Origin of the sequence: Oceaniferula marina (genome assembly GCF_013391475.1) — a bacterium.
GTDB classification, from domain to species: Bacteria; Verrucomicrobiota; Verrucomicrobiia; order Verrucomicrobiales; family Akkermansiaceae; genus Oceaniferula; species Oceaniferula marina.
In genome coordinates this window covers 577,600-595,177 of sequence record NZ_JACBAZ010000003.1, presented here as the reverse complement: position 1 = coordinate 595,177, position 17,578 = coordinate 577,600, and the positions used below count along the sequence as shown (strand labels likewise).

The 17,578-nt window shown below is 52.8% G+C and carries 14 protein-coding genes; 5 read left to right on the top strand and 9 right to left on the bottom strand.

The features are described 5' to 3' along the window. Nucleotides 1–202 precede the first annotated feature (202 nt). On the top strand, nt 203–2,539 hold the full coding sequence (locus HW115_RS10200; protein ID WP_178932544.1) for a tetratricopeptide repeat protein: 2,337 nt from the start codon (nt 203–205) through the stop codon (nt 2,537–2,539). A 2-nt stretch (nt 2,540–2,541) separates the two neighbouring features. Further along, nucleotides 2,542–3,834 (top strand): right-handed parallel beta-helix repeat-containing protein, encoded by a 1,293-nt coding sequence (locus HW115_RS10195; protein ID WP_178932542.1) that lies wholly within the window; start codon nt 2,542–2,544, stop codon nt 3,832–3,834. Between the two features lie 13 nt (nt 3,835–3,847). On the opposite strand, the gene HW115_RS10190 is transcribed toward HW115_RS10195, so the two are convergent. The 6 genes from HW115_RS10190 to HW115_RS10165 form a co-directional block, all read right to left on the bottom strand. After that, the gene (locus HW115_RS10190) at nt 3,848–5,038 is read right to left on the bottom strand and encodes a sodium/glutamate symporter (protein WP_178932540.1); all 1,191 of its coding nucleotides are present in this window, start codon (nt 5,036–5,038) and stop codon (nt 3,848–3,850) included. 353 nt (nt 5,039–5,391) lie between these two features. Continuing rightward, nucleotides 5,392–6,123 carry a peroxiredoxin-like family protein gene (locus HW115_RS10185; protein ID WP_178932538.1) on the bottom strand — a complete coding sequence of 244 codons (732 nt, stop codon included), beginning with the start codon at nt 6,121–6,123 and terminating at the stop codon, nt 5,392–5,394. Nucleotides 6,124–6,201: 78 nt separating this feature from the next. Beyond that, the gene (locus HW115_RS10180; protein WP_178932536.1) at nt 6,202–6,894 is read right to left on the bottom strand and encodes a spermidine synthase family protein; all 693 of its coding nucleotides are present in this window, start codon (nt 6,892–6,894) and stop codon (nt 6,202–6,204) included. Nucleotides 6,895–6,983: 89 nt separating this feature from the next. Continuing rightward, nucleotides 6,984–8,201, bottom strand: coding sequence for a sialate O-acetylesterase (locus tag HW115_RS10175; RefSeq protein ID WP_178932534.1), 1,218 nt, complete (start codon nt 8,199–8,201; stop codon nt 6,984–6,986). 148 nt (nt 8,202–8,349) lie between these two features. After that, entirely contained in the window at nt 8,350–10,266 is a 1,917-nt protein-coding gene (locus HW115_RS10170; RefSeq protein ID WP_178932532.1) for a DUF4914 family protein, read from the bottom strand. Nucleotides 10,267–10,541: 275 nt separating this feature from the next. After that, entirely contained in the window at nt 10,542–11,345 is an 804-nt protein-coding gene (locus tag HW115_RS10165) for a rhomboid family intramembrane serine protease (RefSeq protein WP_178932530.1), read from the bottom strand. A gap of 10 nt (nt 11,346–11,355) precedes the next feature. On the opposite strand from HW115_RS10165, the gene HW115_RS10160 reads away from it, so the two are divergent. Beyond that, complete coding sequence (locus HW115_RS10160) at nt 11,356–12,054, top strand: metallophosphoesterase family protein (RefSeq protein ID WP_227021407.1); 699 nt, start codon at nt 11,356–11,358, stop codon at nt 12,052–12,054. 8 nt (nt 12,055–12,062) lie between these two features. Here the strand turns inward: HW115_RS10160 and HW115_RS10155 are convergent, their stop codons facing one another. Both HW115_RS10155 and HW115_RS10150 read right to left on the bottom strand, forming a co-directional pair. Beyond that, on the bottom strand, nt 12,063–13,256 hold the full coding sequence (locus HW115_RS10155; protein ID WP_178932526.1) for a sialidase family protein: 1,194 nt from the start codon (nt 13,254–13,256) through the stop codon (nt 12,063–12,065). 86 nt (nt 13,257–13,342) lie between these two features. After that, nucleotides 13,343–15,532, bottom strand: a complete 2,190-nt coding sequence (locus tag HW115_RS10150; RefSeq protein WP_178932524.1) for a hypothetical protein — start codon at nt 15,530–15,532, stop codon at nt 13,343–13,345. A 115-nt stretch (nt 15,533–15,647) separates the two neighbouring features. Between HW115_RS10150 and HW115_RS10145 the strand changes: the two genes are divergently transcribed. Then, nucleotides 15,648–16,670 (top strand): sialate O-acetylesterase, encoded by a 1,023-nt coding sequence (locus HW115_RS10145; RefSeq protein ID WP_227021406.1) that lies wholly within the window; start codon nt 15,648–15,650, stop codon nt 16,668–16,670. 6 nt (nt 16,671–16,676) lie between these two features. Here HW115_RS10145 and HW115_RS10140 read toward each other — a convergent pair whose 3' ends face one another. Beyond that, on the bottom strand, nt 16,677–16,814 hold the full coding sequence (locus HW115_RS10140; protein ID WP_178932522.1) for a hypothetical protein: 138 nt from the start codon (nt 16,812–16,814) through the stop codon (nt 16,677–16,679). A gap of 468 nt (nt 16,815–17,282) precedes the next feature. Between HW115_RS10140 and HW115_RS10135 the strand changes: the two genes are divergently transcribed. After that, nucleotides 17,283–17,522 (top strand): YMGG-like glycine zipper-containing protein, encoded by a 240-nt coding sequence (locus HW115_RS10135; protein WP_178932520.1) that lies wholly within the window; start codon nt 17,283–17,285, stop codon nt 17,520–17,522. The last annotated feature ends 56 nt before the right edge of the window (nt 17,523–17,578 follow it).

Here is a 17,578-nt window from a genome sequence, read left to right as displayed (position 1 = left end):
GCGCAGTGGCTGTCGCTGAGAGTTGTCGAGATGAGATCTATCGAGGCTCCACTCACCTATGCCATCAAAAATCTGTTGCACGAAAAACGCCATCGAAAACCTTTAGCAGAAAGAGCTAAGTCCTTATTTTGACGCCAATGGCTACTTGGTATAAGGATTCGATTCTTGCTATGTGATAGAGAGTTTGTCATATCTCAGTCATATGAAAACCATTGGTTTTGGCGTTTGTTTGTCCGCCATCTTTTTTGCGTTTTGTCTGCCTCTGGATGCGGAGGAGCAGACAGCCAAAGCGAAACGTGAGCAGTTTCTTAATGAACAAGTAGAGAAGTTGCTGCATTTATATCGTCAAGGAAGGCGCGAAGACGCCCTGAAGCAGTTGGAGCATAGCTTTGTAGAAGCTGAAAAAAGATACCTGAGTTCATCTTTGCACTCTCGCATTTGGAAGGAAGCCCAGATCAAGACCGGGGAAACGGACGAGGATTGGGGCTTGGATTTATACCTTTTTCTGCTGAAGCGTGACCAGAGAAATGCGGAAGGGGGAGTGGCCCGCTTGGACGATGGTGGTTACATTATTCACGGCAACATTGCCAGTACGCTGCGTAGTCTTGGCCGGGTTTCCCAGGCACGTGAAATAACATCACATCAGCAGCATAGTTTGTTGCATCACGATCACTTGGACACGGTGAGGATTCCTTACAAAGACTTGGGCCCGATATTTTCCTTTTTGCCCGATGCCAGAAACAGGGCATTTCCTTACCGGTATGGACATGTGGACCCCGACTCGAAGTACAAGCATTCGTTTATTTCCTACCCTCGTCTCTATGCTGTTGGAGATATCGCGGGTTCGGCTTTGGACGTAGGGGATTGGGTGAGGGCCGCAGAGTTAAACCGTTGGTTTACGAATTACGCGGATCAATACTGTGTGAATCGTAGGTATCATCGCAGAGGCGAGGTATCACGGAATGCATTGGATGCTCATTCCCAGCTGGCAAGGATTTGTGTGATGCACGGGTATCCCGAGCACGCTCTTGCTGAGTATGATCTTTTTTTGAAGTCGACCGAACAAGAAGGGTACCCTGTCTATGCTGTGTTTCGACATTATGCCAAACTCATGAAACTGATCATTCAGAGTGGTAACGGGTCATTGCCTGAGGATGCCTTGGAAATCAGCAAGCAGGCATTGGAAAGTATTGATGCTTATACCTACTACAGTCGGGGGACGAAGTTGAAATGTCATGCTGGAGCAGCCAAAATTGATCATGCCTTGGGGGATAGGGAAAAGGCGTGGACGACCCTTGATGCGATGCTGGAGAAGGCGAAGGTGGATGTGAATCCTCACCATCAACTCAAATTATACCGGGTCATGAAAGATCTGGCGATGCGTGAGGGCGCGCGTCACCCGGAGTTGGAAGCTTGGCTGATTCGTTTGCTGCATCATGAGCGCAGCATGGGCAACAAGTTCAATGAACTCCCTCTGTATGAGGACTATGCCGAATTCTTGCGTGTGAATGGGCGCCTTGATGAGGCCGCTCGTATTTTACAGGAAGCCTTGCGTTTGTCAGTGGCCATGAATATTCCCAAGCGGGAAAGAAAAAACCGCGAGGCTCTTGCAAGCTTAAGGAACCAGATTGCAGAAACACGGGGCACTGGTCGTCAGATTGTGGAACAAGGGAATGAGTCTCATCAACCTCCGCAGAGGCAGCCTTCTAGCCATGCGGCAGAAGAGCCAGAAAAGGACTCAAAAACCTTCATCGGTCACGCCATGTTGGATAAGGTTGATATCCAACCTTTGACGAGTCTTACGGTGGCGCTTCCAGAAACAGAAGCATACGGTCGTTTTTATCTGACGAACCCAACATTGAATGACAAGCAGGGAGAGATCCAACTTAAGGGGCCGATCGTGAAATATGAATGGAAGAAGGATTCGGTGTTGTTCGTGACCACAAGAAGTGGTCATTCACTACAGACGCTCAACCAGACTTTGCGGCTGTCGCCGGGTGCTAATTGCGTTGTGGATATTAAAGCAGAGGCTGTGATGGATGATCAGGAAGGCGAGTTGATATGCTCGTGGGTTGAAGAGGGAGAGCCCTTGGCCTCAAGTAAGTGGGTTTGGAAGTCATCATCTGCGCATTCCAGCACGCGGGTCATCGATGCCCATGAACTGGTTACGAACCCTTTCTATTTGATCCCCATTCATCACATAATCCAGCGTCCCGTGGATGAGGAATCGCAGAAGCAGGTGGATTTTAAAATTGAGGCATCGGCTGATATGCGGATCGAGGTGTATGATGAAGCGTCGAACCAATTGATTTGTGTAGATGCCAATGGGGATGGCGATTTCAATGACAAAGGGGACCTTGTACATCAAGATCTCAATGGTAACCATTGGCCTGATTTCGCGTTCCCGGATGGTGAGACGCGCGCCGCGATTGTGATGTATGTGGTCCCTGGCAATGGAGAAAAAAAAGAGCGGGAACTTTCGATTTCTATTTTGGATAAGGGCGGTTGGCGTCAGGATGCTGTAGATTTGATTCGATAATCATGTTGAGACGTTTATCAAGGTTGATGCCGGAGCGGGGATTTTTGCTGTGGATGCTGTTGTTTGTGGGCTCCGAATTGGTTATCGCCGAAGTGGCTTCCGGTTCTGGAATACCACTACGTTTGTCAGCCGCTGATGATTTGGCCCGTGCGGTGCAGCGGGCCCACCCCGGGACGGTCATTTTACTCAAGGATGGCGTCTACAAACTGACCCGCCCCTTGCAATTTGGTCAGGCGGGGGTGTCGATGCGTTCGGAGTCCGGTAAGCGGGAAAAGGTGATCCTCGACGGCTTCCAAGGCAAAGGAAAGCTTTCCCGCAAAGCATGTGTCAACGAGTTGATCGCTATCCGTGCATCCCGCGTGAGTATCAGTGATCTAACTATTCGTTATGCCCGTGACCACTCAATCCATGTTTCGCCAGGTGGCGATAAAACAATTGAAGATATTGTGATGCGCAATTTGCACATCTATGACTGCGGTCAGCAGCTGATCAAGGTGAACTCGAACGGAGCCAAGCCTCCGGCCTGGGTGGACCGGGGCTTACTGGAAGGATGTCTGATTGAATTTAAGGACACCTCCATCATGGATGATCAAGGGAAATACTTCTACACCGGTGGTCTGGATGTGCATGGTGGCAAGGACTGGGTGATCCGGAGAAATACGTTTAAAAACATCCAACGCGAGGGGAAATTGATGGAACACGCCGTGCATATGTGGTCGAGGTCACGCGGCACCGTGGTGGAGCAGAACCAATTGATCGATTGTTATCGTGCGATTGGTTTTGGCATGAAAACCAAGCCCGAGGGGCTGGTGCGTGAGTATGAAGATGGCGCGGGAAAGGACCCCTATGTTGACCACCTTGGGGGAGTGATCCGGAACAACGTGATTTATAATGCCAAAGGCATCCACCTTGAGTCAGGCATTGAGCTCGCTAATGTCACCGGCGTGAAGGTGCTGCATAACACCGTGGTCAGTCAGGACCCTCCTTTTTCGAGCATCGAATATCGTTGGCCAAATACCCGGGTTGAGATCAGGAACAACATCGTCAGCCATCGTATCCGGCAGAGAAATGAAGCGGTGGCGAAGCTCGATCACAATCTGCTGAATGCGTCGCCTGCACTGTTCCTGGGACATGCCAAAGGAGACTTGCGTCTTTCAGCACAGGCCAAGGATGCCATTGATCGCGGAATGCGATTGCCGGATGGTCAGGTCGCTCATGACATCGATGGTGTGAAGCGCGGTCAACAGCCCGACATCGGAGCCTATGAATGGCGGAAGGAGAAGCCCGGAAACTAATCCACGAAGCCATTTACCCGAACCATTTGAAGAATGCTGAAATCAGAACGGCGTTGGCGGTGTCACAGAAGAGGGAGGCCGCCAGAGTGATCGCCAGAATGGCTTTGGGGCAGTTGCCGAAGGTTTCGGTCAAACGCCGGATGACGGCGAGGCCGACCGGCATGGCTCCCAGACCGAATCCAATAAACCCGCCTGCGGCACAGGAACCTTCATGGCCACGGCCAAACATTTTGTAGACGACGAAATAGGCGATGCCGATGATGGCCGTGACTTGGAGAATCGAGGCACAGAGCAACATCGGCAGGTAGCTGGCAAGTTCCCCCCAGTCGAGTGATAGCATAGCCATGGCGAGAAAGATGCGCAGTGAGACGGTGCCAATCAGATCGGAGACCTCCTCATCCATGGGTTTTTTGATCAGGTCGGCGAAGTTGGTTACCAGCACGGCGACCAGCATCACAGCAAGGAAAGCGGGGATGGAGGTGCCTCGTTCATTGAACCATTCGCGGACTGGTACACCAATCGCAACGCAGACCAAGACAAAGAGCAGGCAGATGAGCCAGCGGTTGGAGGAAAAAACATGTTCACGTCGGGTGACAACCGGGGCATCTTTTTCGAACACCGTGGCGTGTACGATGTCCTCGGTTTTTCGCTTCATCAGAAACATGGAGACGGGGCCGGCGACCAAACCGCCAAGCACCAGTCCCATGGTGGCACTACCAACACCAAGCTCGAAGGCACCGCTCATGGAGCTTGCCATGTCGGTGTTCGCCCATGCCACCGCTGTGCCGTGGCCTCCGAGAAAAGCGATACTACCACAGAAAAGTCCGATTTCCTCGGGTTGGCCAAAGAGCTTGGCCATCGCAACACCAATGAAGTTCTGAGTGAAAATCAGAGCGAGAATGGCGAGACAGATCACCAGTGTACCTTTGCCGGCCGAGGCAAGTTTTCCCAGATGAGCGCCAAAACCGAGCGAGGCAAAAAAGACCAGTAGCAGTGCGTCGCGTGGAACGGGATCGAGAGAAAGATCCAACCATCCGAGAGAGCGCACGCCGGCCAGAATCAGTGAGATCAGTAACCCGGCGGAGACGGCGGGAGGAATATTTCCCTTTTCTAACCAAATAAATTTACGGTTGAGCCATTTGCCGATCTCGATGCAAGCAAGGGCAACGACAACGGTCCACACCCGGTTGAGTTCCAGTTCCATGATTTGATAATAGTTGAGAGTTAGAACTCAACCTACCATTGGGGATGCATCAAAGCAAGGAGGTTTGGAAGTTTGTGGCACACAGGGCCAGGGGTCGCAGGTCGTCAGGTACTGGTGGATTGACTCGAGATAGTTTGTGTTAATCGGTCAGGGCTCCTCCATTAGGGAGCTTATCGCGGTGATGCCTGTGGCGCTGACACGATTGTCAGGATGTTTCATTTCAAAGATCAAGGTTTGCCCAAAACCTATCGCTACCTCCCAAAAAAATCCTGTAAACCCTCTTCAATCATGTGAAACCTGTCAGCGCTGTAGGCTGTTAGCCTCTGGTGTATTTACTCTGGGAGATACCAGTCCTATGGTTGTTGCTTGTTGATTTTTTTGAGTTCGCTTAGAATCATCTCAGGCGTTGCCCGGTTACGGTACTCTGCGTCGAGAAAGGCGTAGGCGATTTTGCGGTCCGGGGTGATGATATACGTGGCGCTCAGTGGCAGGGTATCAGCATTGTAAGTCTTCCCATTGTAATTGTGCAGCCCGGCGAGTTTTTCCATGGCCTGGCTAACTTCCGGTGTCATTTCAAAGACGATTTTGAATTGTTTTGCCACCTGATTGTTGAGGTCGGTGAGAACCTCGAATTCAAGATGATGTTTTTTCTTGGTGCTGAGTGAATGATCGGGAAGTTCCGGGGTGAGGGCAATGAATTGGGCCCCTGCTTTTTTAAGTTTCGGCAGGTTCTCTTGGTAAGCTTGTAATGTCAGATTGCAGTATGGGCACCATGAGCCACGGTACCAGGTGATGACGACAGGGCCGTCGTTCAGGAGTTTGGAGAGTGTGACTTTTTTTCCAAGGGCATTGTTCAAGGTGAAATCGGGAGCGGTGTCTCCGACTTTAAGTGCCCGTTTGACCATGCCGGATTTCCGGACGGCTTCGACACCTTTGTTGTAACTGGCAATTTTCTCCGGTGTGGCTTGTACCTCGAATTCCTTTTTGCGCTGATCGAGCTGATCTTGCAATGGGTCGGCCTGAAGTGGGAGGCTCAGGGTGAGAGCTCCTATGGTGAGTGGGCTGAGAAGTGATGAGATACGCATGTTGCCCGGTAAGACGCCAAACCGGATCGTTTATTCCCAGAATGTATGCACGGGTTTCGCGTGTGCGATGACCTTTGCTTAGCGCCTGCGAGTGCAGACATAAATACAATGTCTGGCCCGTTTTGATTTGGCGTGCGGTTTGGCCGATTGTTCTTCCACCCAAAATCCGGCCTTGATCAGGCATTTTTTAAACTTGGGTGCGGGTTCCGACAGCCAGTAGGCAACACAGCCGTTGGGTGTTAGAATCTCTTTGATCTTGGCTAAAAATCGAGGTGAGTAGAGTCGTGCGTTACCCGCGGTGATCAGGTCGTCCGGGGTGTTGTCGATATCTAACAATAAAGCGTCGTAGCTTCCTCTTTTTTTGCTGTTGATAATATCAAAGAGGTCTCCCTGGGTGATTTTGGTACGTGGGTCTTCGAGCAGCGGGCCGTTATGCTCGACGAGGAACGTGCGGTTCCATTCGATCAGAGGTTTCATTAGTTCGGCGACCTCGACGGTGGCGGGTTGGCCAATTAATTCCAGAGTGCGTTTCAGAGTGAAGCCGAGGCCGAGCCCTCCGATTAAGACGTTCGGATGTTTGGGTCTGGTTTTTTTTCCGGGAAGTAGGGAGGCGCATCCAGCATCGGCGAGCAGCTCCTCGGAGAAGGTGAGCGCTGTGCTCATCAGATCGAAGCCGTTGTATTTCAGGTAAAACTTGCCATCATGTTTGTGCAGTGAGAACACGGTTCCATCTGACATTTTTGATTCACCGAGTTGGACGTAAGGCTTCATGGAAGCACCATTCACCAAAAGGCAGAGACACACAAGCTTTGCCTCATCTCTTTCACTGAGGGCACTTGAGACCGCAGCTTTCGGGATGACTATTGAAGCTCTGCCATCGCTTTGGCAAATCCTTTGCCGATACCGACCATGATTTTGGCTGAGCCGAGGTAGTGGAAGGGGTAGTTGGATACGCCCTTTTCGAGGATCTCCCGTTCACGCTTAGTGAATGCCTTTTGACGTAGTTCCTTGTGCATCGCCTGAGCTTCTTTTCCTTTCAGTTTTTTCTTTTTAATCTCGTGACGCAGCTTGCCATCCCGTGCCACCAGGGCGTTCAGTTCCATGTCCCAGTATTGTTCGGTCAGCACGGCGGTTACGTTGCTTTTGAATTCGGGCAGCTTCGCGGGCGCTGCCATGGCGTCTCGGAAATGTTGGTGGGTGTTTTTGTAGCGTTGTTGGTCCGGGCCGTATTGATCCGTAGGCCCTCCGACACCCATCACCCCGATGATGACGGGCAGTTTCGGTGCGGCCAAGTCCTTGCGGATGTCCCGGATGAAATGTGCCATCACGGATGAATAATCATCATAGCCACCGGCTTGGTTTCGTTTGGGGTAGACGTCCGAAGCCACCATATCATTCCAGCCTTGAAACCAGACAAGTCCGGAGAGCTGATACCCTTGTTCTGTCTGGTAATCGGGATAGACGCTTTTGATATCGGTCAGAGCCGATTTCACATGATCTACCGTCAGGCGGTAATACTTTCCGGCAGCCTCCTTTTGTTTCGCTTGGATCTCATCCGGATCTTTGCCTTGTTTTTTCAGTTGCTCGATGCGTTCCGGCGGGAATGTGTAATCTCCGGCGCTTGGGGGCCTGAAATCCGTATGCAGGCTTTTGCCCCCCCAGGCGACCTTGATGAGAAGGACCGGCTCTTTGAGTTGTTTCTGCATGGCGATACCAAAGCTGAGTTCGGGGCCGATTTTTTGGTCGTCTGCCCCAAAGCCTGCAGTGAGGGCCCCTTGCTTCACTCCTTTGGTCGATAAATAGGAAATCCAGACATCGTTGCAGACTTTGGGGGATCCGTCCTTGTTCTGTATTTCTTCGAGCCATGGTGCGGTTTTTGGATCCATAGCGATATGTTCGAATGTTTCGATTTTAGCGTGCCCTTGCATATTCGATTGTCCGACCAGCACAAAGACCTTGAGCGGTTGAGGAGTGGCTGCCGCCGCCGGGTCGCTGAGGGTGCAGAACAGGGCCAACAAGAGCGAGAGCACGGACAGGCCGCGAGTATGCTTCGGCAGGGAGGGGAATGATTCTTTCATAGCTATGTCTATATGATCTGAATCATGCCGGTCTTTCAAGCTTGCTGTTTCTCGTGCCATTTATTTGGTCCGGAGGAGGGGGGACAAAAAAACACCACGGAACCGGGAGGCTCCGTGGTGTGTGATGATGGTTATCGTAGCCGTGGTCTTAGTCTTCAGCCAAGAGCGACTGGTGGTCGATGAGCTTGGCGTAGTCGTCCACGGAACCGCCGTTGAGGCAGCACTCGATGATCTCACGGCCCAGCGGGTGGAGGTCATCTTGCAGGAACTGACTGATTTCGCGGTGGAAGAACTGCTTGAGAATCTCGGCACCCTTTTCATAGGCTTCAATACCCACTTCAGGTTGCTTTTCGACGGAGAAAAACCAGCTGCCCACAGGACGTCCTTCGATCATGATGGACTTTGGATTCCATCCGAGCAGCGGGCAGCGTGAGTCTTCAAGCTGGGAGCGCTTGAAATGGGCGCCACCGCGTCGGGCCAGAAGTTCACGGGTAATCCACTGGGGAATGAAGCCCATTTCCCATGATCCGATGTGCTGGTTCGGAATCAGGACGTAGCGCACGGCTGGAGAGTTGATGATTTGCTCCAGCAGCAGGTTGGCTTGATCCACCCGGCGGCCGGTGGCGAAGGGCCAGTAGGAGCCGACGCCTTCACTTGCCATGCCTCCGGTATCGACGATGCTTGGGTTGGCATGGCCGCGTGGGGCAACCAAGCGCCAAAGCCAGGCCAGGGAGGGGGGGAGCAGGTGGAAAATTCCGAGGATACCATAAGTCGGATCCTCCTTGGTGCAGGGAGGGCAGCGGACCCCGAAGGAGCGAATATCGACATTGGTTTTTCCGGTATGGATGTTCGGGACGGTGTCGCGGGGAACAATGACCCGGGGGTTCGGGCATGGTTTGCCGGGCTCGTCTTCGATGTGCTCCCAAATCAGAGCCGTGCTGCCTGGTTGGGCGTCAATGTTGAGGAACAACAAGGGCTTTTCAGGTGTGACGGTGAGTCGTTCGAGGTGAGGGTCCACTCCGTATTTGTTGATGTGGTTGACGCGGACGAACCAGGCATCTTCAGCATCTGCGACAGTGAGTTTTCCGCTGCCTCCTTCTGCCGGAGGGTAGCAAAGGGCCATGTCGTCCGTGACAGGGATGATATTACAGCTGCTCGGCAGGGACAGGGATCGGGTTTCGCCGCTGACGATGTTTTCTCCCATTTTCAGGGTGTTGTCGGTTTGACGATGGACAGGCTCGAGCATTTCGCTCTTTCCTCCTCCACTGGCACCCTCGTGAGAGATGACAATCGATTGTTCGTATGGGGTGACGACTTTGGCGGTGGCGCAGTGCATGGTCACCCATTTTTCCTGCTCACCGATATTGAGCAGCACGCCGTAAATGCCCTTTTTGGCACTTGGTCCGGGGTAAAGGTTGTAAGCGAAGAGCTCATGCTTGTTGTCCAGGCGGTTGTGCACGACGACCTGCTTGCCGTCGAGATGGGTATGTCTGAACGGAGGAGCGACATAGATGACGGCCTTGGGGCTGAAACCTTCGGGAATTTCGTCATTGGCTAAAATCCCCTGAAGCAGGGCCAGGCCGAGAGCGAAGAAGCCCGCGTTGGCCGGAGCAATGACAATGGCTCCGGTTCCCTTGTCTTCCACACCGGCGAGGAAGGGGAACATCATGAGATCCTGGGTTTTCATCCACTCCAGCGTTTCTGCACGCATGCTGTCGAAGCTGGTGCCAAATCGTTGCTGGAACGTGGGTTTGTCCGTCGGCTTTTCATCGCCGATGACCATGCAGTCAGGGTCGCGACGCCGCATGTAGGGGTCGATGTAGTTGGCCGCAATACCATTTTTAACACGGCAGGCTTTGGCTTCCACCACTTTTCCTTTGCCGGGAACATCGTAGGCTACTTCGTGCCACCCGCTTTCATCCGGGTTGGCTACTGCGAGCTTGTTGAGCTGCTCCACATTCTCACCCAGGGTGACTGAGCGGGCGTTGGAGAGGATGTCTAATGCTTCCTCAGGCAAAGTGTAAGGAAGCGCGGTCGGATCAAATGGTTTAGCTGTATGGTCCATGATAAAAAAGTCGGGTTATCCTTTGAACATCCCCCTAATATAAGGATGTCGTTTGGCCGACGCCAGAGTCATACCCATACGCGAAGCGTAATTGCCAATCAAAAAAATGCACAACTTTGGTTTTTATGCTTCAAAAATCATATAAAACCTTTATTAGTAAAGGTTTTATTACGTTTCTATAGTGGATAGCTCGCTAAAAACGGAACTCAAAAAAGAAAAAGGTTCGCCCATTGGGCGGCCACTAGCTGGGAAAACTTCGTTTATATCCCTTAAGTTTATCGCGGTCGAGCGACGCGGGGCATCGGGACGATGGTAGATCCGAGCAGGATGCCACCCACAAAACCGCCGAGGTGGGCGCTGTATGCCACGCCCAGATTTCCTCCCAGGAAGCCCATGTAGTCCATGATTAAACCGATGATCCCAAGTGCTGCCAGCTGGGCGGGTGGGATCGGTCGGGCGATCGGCCAGATTTCGGGGTCGGGAAGGTGCCAACGTACGGCCATACCCAGATAGAGTCCCTCAAAGCCCATCACCGCGCCTGATGCCCCGAGTGTGGGGATTGTGCTATCGGGATTCATGACGACATGGAAGACGCTGCCGCAGAAGGCGGTGAGCACGAAGGTGATCAACATCCATTTGTTTCCCACCAGTTCAACGGCCAGTGCTCCGAAGACCCACAGCAGGAGCATGTTGAATAGTAAGTGGTCGAATCCACCATGGAGAAAGGCACAAGTGAGCATCGGCAGAAAGGCGGTGAGGTCAAGGTCTCCGATGAGGGCGGCATTCCATGCCACTACCATTTTTTGAGGGACCATCATGTAGCTCCAATAGATGTCTGGACCGTACATCATTTGCGCGGCGAAGATCATGCTGATGACTAGGATCAGCCCGAGCATGATATTCTGCTCTCTGAATACGCTTCGAAGGTCGGTTGACATGGCGTGAATCAAAGACTTAGACGCGGGGCTGTGCAAGTCTTGTCCGTTGAGTTTTTTGAGAACGGGTTTCATGCCAACATGCCGGTGTGTTTCCATGACACTCAAGGGCTTGAAAAATCCGTGTGGATCGGGGGGATTCATGATTAAGCTGATGTCCGCTATGAGAACACTCGCCATTGGAGATATACACGGATGCCTGGTGCCACTGGAAGTGCTGTGGCGGAAAGTTTCCCCCCAGCCTGAAGATAGGATTATTTTTATGGGAGACTACATTGATCGTGGCCCTGACTCAAAAGGCGTCATTGATTTTTTAATCCACCTGCAGCAGCGGGGGTATGATTTGGCTTTTCTATCAGGGAATCATGAGGAGAAATTTTTTCTTTCTGAAATGGATTTGACGGATCGTGCCCATTGGTTGGATGCCTGGGGCGGGGGCGAGACATTGGAGTCGTATGGCCCGGGTGGCTTTGATGATGTGCCGGAATCCCACTGGGAGTTTTTACGTAAGAACCGACCCTATGTTGAGACCGACACGCATATTTTTGTCCATGCCAACTTGGAGGCGGATCTTCCTCTCGATCAGCAGTTACCCTTTACCTTGATCCATAAAAAATTCGGGCATCCTCGGCCACATATGTCAGGTAAGGTGATGGTGTGTGGTCATACGGCGCAAAAATCCCATGTGCCGCTCGACCTCGGGCATGCCATCTGTATTGATACCGACCCCGGACGGGGTGGGTGGCTGACCTGCCTGCATGTGGAAAGTGGATGTTATTGGCAGGCCAATGTGGAGAAGTCCGTGCGGACAGGAATGCTGGGGTCGTCGTCACCGGGCCCCGGAGTCTCTTGATGCCGTCTTCAGGGGACCTTGACCTTCGGTGCGGACGAGGCTTTGGCGTCGAGTTCACTGAGCTTGAGTCGGGTGCTCATGATGTAGGGTGCTTCACCCTTGTCCCAGTGGCCGTAGGTGGTCACAACAAAGGTGTCGTCCGGTAGGATTTCCACGCCGGGATAGGTGGTGTCGTAGCCTTTTTGATTATCGAACAGGCGGACGACGTATTGGCCCGGGCGATTGTTGACGATGTCGTCGTAGGTTCCGACCCATGCCGCACAATCTCCTTCGGTGGGCCACTTTGCGGATGGGTGTTTTTGATCAAAACTTCCTTTATGTGAGGTGTAGCCGCGGAACACGATCAGCAGGCGGCCGTCGGAGGCATACTTGGCGGTGTGGCGGTCACCCGACAGGGTTTTTGGTAGCTCCCGGGGAGTGGTCCAGCTTTGCCCTTCGTCGTTGGAGAAAATGACATGGGAGTACTTGCGTCGGGCATTTTCACGCAGCAGGACCGCGAGTTGTTTGCCATCGGGGGAGCGGATGATCCCGGGCTCGCAGAGGTGGATGTCACTGGAGGCAAAGATGGTTTTCGGATCACTCCATGTCAGACCTCCATCCACGGTGGTTGTTTGATAGAGGGTCATCACGCGGGGCCCCTTGGCCTTGGCTCCCTGACGGATGAATCGTCCGTCGTCGTGAAACAGGCACATGTAATGGCCGGGGACAGGCTTAGCCTCGGAGCGAAGCTCGGTATGGCAGCCCATGACCACGATGCCGCCCCAGTCACCGACTTTTTCCAGTGGTCCCCATGTTTTACCTTCGTCTTCACTCACGGCCCGACGGACTGGATAGAGACCGGAGAACATGATGATCCGTTTTTTTCCATCCGGTCCGTTCATCCGGTGGAGGGTGGGCACTTCTTTTGAGCTGGCCCAGTTGCCCGGGGTGGGCAGGCGTTCGCTCCAGGTTTTGCCGCCGTCGCTGCTTCGTTTGTAAACGACGGGTCCACGGCCATGGCCTTTGGGGTAAACGGCGAGGATGGTCTTTTGATCATCGAGCAGGCAGGTTGTGACGTGACCGAGGTACTGGCCTTTTTCTTGATCGACTAGGACCTGGCGGTTTTTTTCACCGGAGAGATCGATGAATGGAAGCTCGGCACTTTGCGCGAGGCAGGAAAGGGTCAGCGCGGGAAGCATGGAGAGAAGACGCAATGGGATCATATCAGGAAATACTATGCTCTGAGGTGGATTTATCAAGAAGCCGCTGGTCTGAGGAATAGACCATCGGGAGTGAGGGCTTGCTGATCCTAATCCGCGGGGTCCGCCGGGGTCAGGGTGAATGCTTTGATGCTGACGCCTTTGAGTTTCGGGTGCTGGCGTGAAAAGCGCAGTGTATTTTTTCCTTTGGCCAGATGAATGAGAACCGGTTCGCTTGTTTCCCACTGACCCAGGGTGAAGGGTAATGGGAGCTGGCGGCTCTCGTTGGCATCGTTCACCGTTACCTCGAGGGATTGCTTCCAGCTTGGGGTGACCACCCGGGCGCTAAGCGCATAGCGACCGGCTTGCGGAACCTCCAGAGAGTATTCAAAGGCTTGCGGCCCTCCGGTGCGGCTGTAATGCAGTTGTTTACCGCCGAGGAAGCTATCCATGAACAGAATTTTTCCGGTGCTTTTGTTTGGTTTGCTGGTAGCGACAGCGGGGATGGTGATCACGCCTCGATCTGAAACGGAAACAATGCGGTCTTCTTCGCGGATTTGTGTCCGGGGCAGGGCGATGTGTTCATTGGTTTCGTTTGCCTCGCCAATGTCTTCGCCGACGGCAGCCAGCGTTTTGGCCTTGGAGGCCTTGATGATCTCTAACTGGGTGTAGAGTGAGACCGCATACCAAAATTCAGGCTGCTTGCGTGAGTGCAGACCGAAGACCTTGGGTTCGTCCATGAGATCGCCGATCCATTGGGCTCGTTTGACCTGCATGTAGGATGGACCCGCGGCACGCGCCTGGGTGTTGGCCAGAAAGTCGAGATCGCGATCGTATCGGGTTTTGGTCCAGCCGGCGCCCCAAGCGCCGCCGAGGCAGACGACCCAGCCATCGGGCGTCCAATGGGCCAAGGCGGCGTGCCCGCGAGATGGTCGGGCGGTGGTTGGGATGCCGAACGCCCGGAGGATGAAGCGGCCAAAAAAAGCACGCCGACCGCAGACGCCACCATTTTTCAGGATGTTTTGAAAAAACTGCAGATCGTCCTGGTCATGTTTGTTGTCCTGCGAGCCGTATTGGATATCGCTTCTTACGGCGGCGACGTAGCGCCATCGGTAATCGGAGGTTGTGATATGGTCGGGTCGGTAGTTGCGTAGCATCGTACGTCCCCAGCTGAGGATGTCATCCGGTTCTTCTCCATTCACCACCATGCGGTAATCCCAGACGCTCAGCGTGTCGAATGCTGGATCCAGCTCACCGGCCAGCAGTGCTTTTTCATAGTGAAGGTAGCGGTGGACCGGATCGACAGTTGCAGGGGCCGTGGTCTTGGCCACTGCATTGCGTTGTTTGACAGGAACCGCGTGTTCCAGACTGATGGCAAGCGCGAGCCTGCGTAACGAGCCTTCGGCAACGTTGTCACTGGCGTGCCATATTTTTTGATAGATCTGCATCGCCTCGCCATATCGATTGCCCTTGGCTCCATCGGCGGCCGCCATCTCAACCAATAACTTTTCCGAAGATAGCATGGTATCGATCAGTTTCTGTTGCGGTTTCCCTTGCTGGGCGAAGCTCGCCAGAGCGTCCGGGGTGGCATCATTCAGGGTCGCGAATTTTGCCAGATCGGCATCCATTGCATCGCTTGATAGGAAGGAAGAAAGCTTGAGAGCATTGAACGCGCCGAGGGTGGTGGTTTTGGCCTTCTCAAGTGCATCTTGGGCCTCGGCCACTGCTTTTTCGAGTTCGGCTTGCCGGCTTTGCGCTTGCTCGAGTTTCGCCTGCCGTTCTTTGAGTGCGTGTTCTCCGTCTTTGAGGTTTTGCTGCCATGTTTCGAGTTCCTTTTTGGCTGTTGCACGTTCCGTTGGCGTGCTGGCATTTTTCAACATCTCCTGAGCTGCTTTGATGCCACGGTTGGCTCCACCAATCCATTTACCTTTGGCGTGTGCCACCAGTGCTTCGGCTGTTTGAATCTCACCCATGGCCTGTTGGGCTTGATTGAGTTTGGCTGCCGCTTGCACCTCGGCTTGGCGCGCGCCGATGAATGCGGCTTGTTTGTTTGGATCGATCGATGGCAGCCTTTTGAGGGTTTTGTTCTTCAGGCTGACTCGTTTTGTTTCGTACTCGGATGCCAAGGATTTGCCCTGCGCCGTGAGGGAAATAGCCTCATCGCCTTTGGCTGCGAATGATCGGGAGAGAAGCGCTGTGATGACCAAGGCCATCGCGAGTAGCGGTGACAAGGTCCTCATGGCGGGTGATGCAGCGGGATGATGAAACATGGGTAAAAAAGCTTGGCCTAATTTAGGCATGTTGATGCTGATTGTGCGAACTTCAAATGGATGAATGCTTGACGGTGCTGAGTCCAAACGCTTACAAACATAGTAGCTGACTCTATACATCGGCACATTCAATACCAATTACGTGATGAAAAGAAACCTAACATATTTTGCGTTGGCCATGTTTGCCCTCGCTTGTATCGCAGGCACCAGCGATGCAGAGGGTAAAGAAGCGGATATGAGCAAGCCGGTACAGGTCTATATCCTGATGGGTCAGTCGAATATGCTCGGCTTCGGCAAGGTGGCCGGCGCTAAAGACGGAACGTTGGAATCCGCCATCAAGGCCGGGAAGTATGCTTACCTCGTCGACGACAGTGGGGCATGGGTCACGCGCAAGGACGCCCGCAATGTCCGGGTGATGAATTTCAAAGATTATAAAAACGATTGGCTGACAGTGGCCAAAACCGGGAAAATCGGACCCGAGATTGGTTTTGGTCATCAGGTGGCGGAAGCGACGGAGGCCCCGGTCTTGATCCTGAAATCTTGTATAGGCAATCGAAGCCTTGGTTGGGACCTGTTGCCTCCTGGCAGTGAGCGCTATGAAATCGATGGAACCACGTATGCCGGATACAAGGACAGCCCGGATAAGTGGCCGACCGGAACCGTAGCGAAAAAAATCAATTGGTATGCTGGGAAACAATACGACACGGATGTCGCCAGTGCGAAGAAGGTGTTGGAGAATCTGGACAAGTATTACCCGGGGGCGAAGCAATATGAGATTGTTGGTTTTGTCTTTTGGCAGGGTGACAAGGATCGTTATAACCCGGCCCATGCGAGCCGCTATGAAGAAAATCTGGTTCGTTTCATCAAGTCGCTTCGTAAGGACTTCAATGCGCCCGATGCAAAATTTGTCTGTGCCACCCTCGGTCAGACCCAAAAGGGTTCCAAGGGTAATGAGGGGGCCATTCTTACCGCCCAGTTGGCGGTTGATGGCAAATCGGGAAAATACGAGGCGTTCCAAGGAAATGTTGCGACCGTTTATTCGCACCCTTTATCCAAAGGTGGAGCTTCCAATGGTCACTACAGTGGCAATGCCGAGACCTATATGAATGTTGGCGAAGAGTTGGGCAAGGCGATGGTAGAGTTGCTAAAGCAGACACGCGCTGAGTGAAGGGATTTAATCAAACCTCCAGACTTTGCGAGAGCCAAGGTCTTCTTTGAGACGTGTGGCTCCTTGGACCACCGTGAGCGGGGCCAGCTTCAGGGAGATATCCAGAAGCGAGCGGTAGCCTTCGATTTGCAGGGAATGAATCACGGCTGTAATACCATTCTCCCAGTTAAATTGGCAGAATGGTTTGAGTTTAAGATGATGAGTCAGTCAGCAAGCTGAATGGCAAGGGGGCACTGAACCTTTTAGATTTTACCGTTGTTGCGCGTCGGTTGCATAGCCCGCTATGCGCCTTCCTTGCGCCTAGTTAAAATCGAAAACCTTCAGTGCCATTCAGCCAATTTAACTGATCAAAAGGTATAAGCTTGTCGTCGATCTGTCTGTTTCTCCAAGAATAATTTTCCGGAAGATTTATGTTTGGGAGGGCTTACGCCTGTTTTGAGCCTTTGAGGTATCGCGGTTCCGAAGCCGACATGGTTTTTTTGATGGGTAGAGTAGGGACTTGATGTGGAAGTGTTAGGGTGGAAATTTCAGCGACTCTTTAGATCTTTATTTGCTAGACGATAACGCCACAGGTGCTAGGCTGTAGCTGAACATCATTCACAATCCAAAATCATGAAAACCTCACACATCACCAAACTCGTCTTTACAGGAGCTTCTGTCGCTGCTCTTTCCTTAACAAACTGTGCCACAAAAACTCAGACTGGAGCCGCTGTGGGCGCCGGAACCGGGGCCTTACTCGGTCAGGCCATTGGCGGGAATACCGGGGCAACCGTAGTTGGTGCCGCCGCAGGAGGCTTACTTGGAGGAGCCATTGGCCACAATGAAGAGAAAAAGGACCAACAGGGGCGTTAAATGATTTATCCTCCAATAGAGCTTACGCTAGACGGTCGTCTGGTAGAGGTTCTATA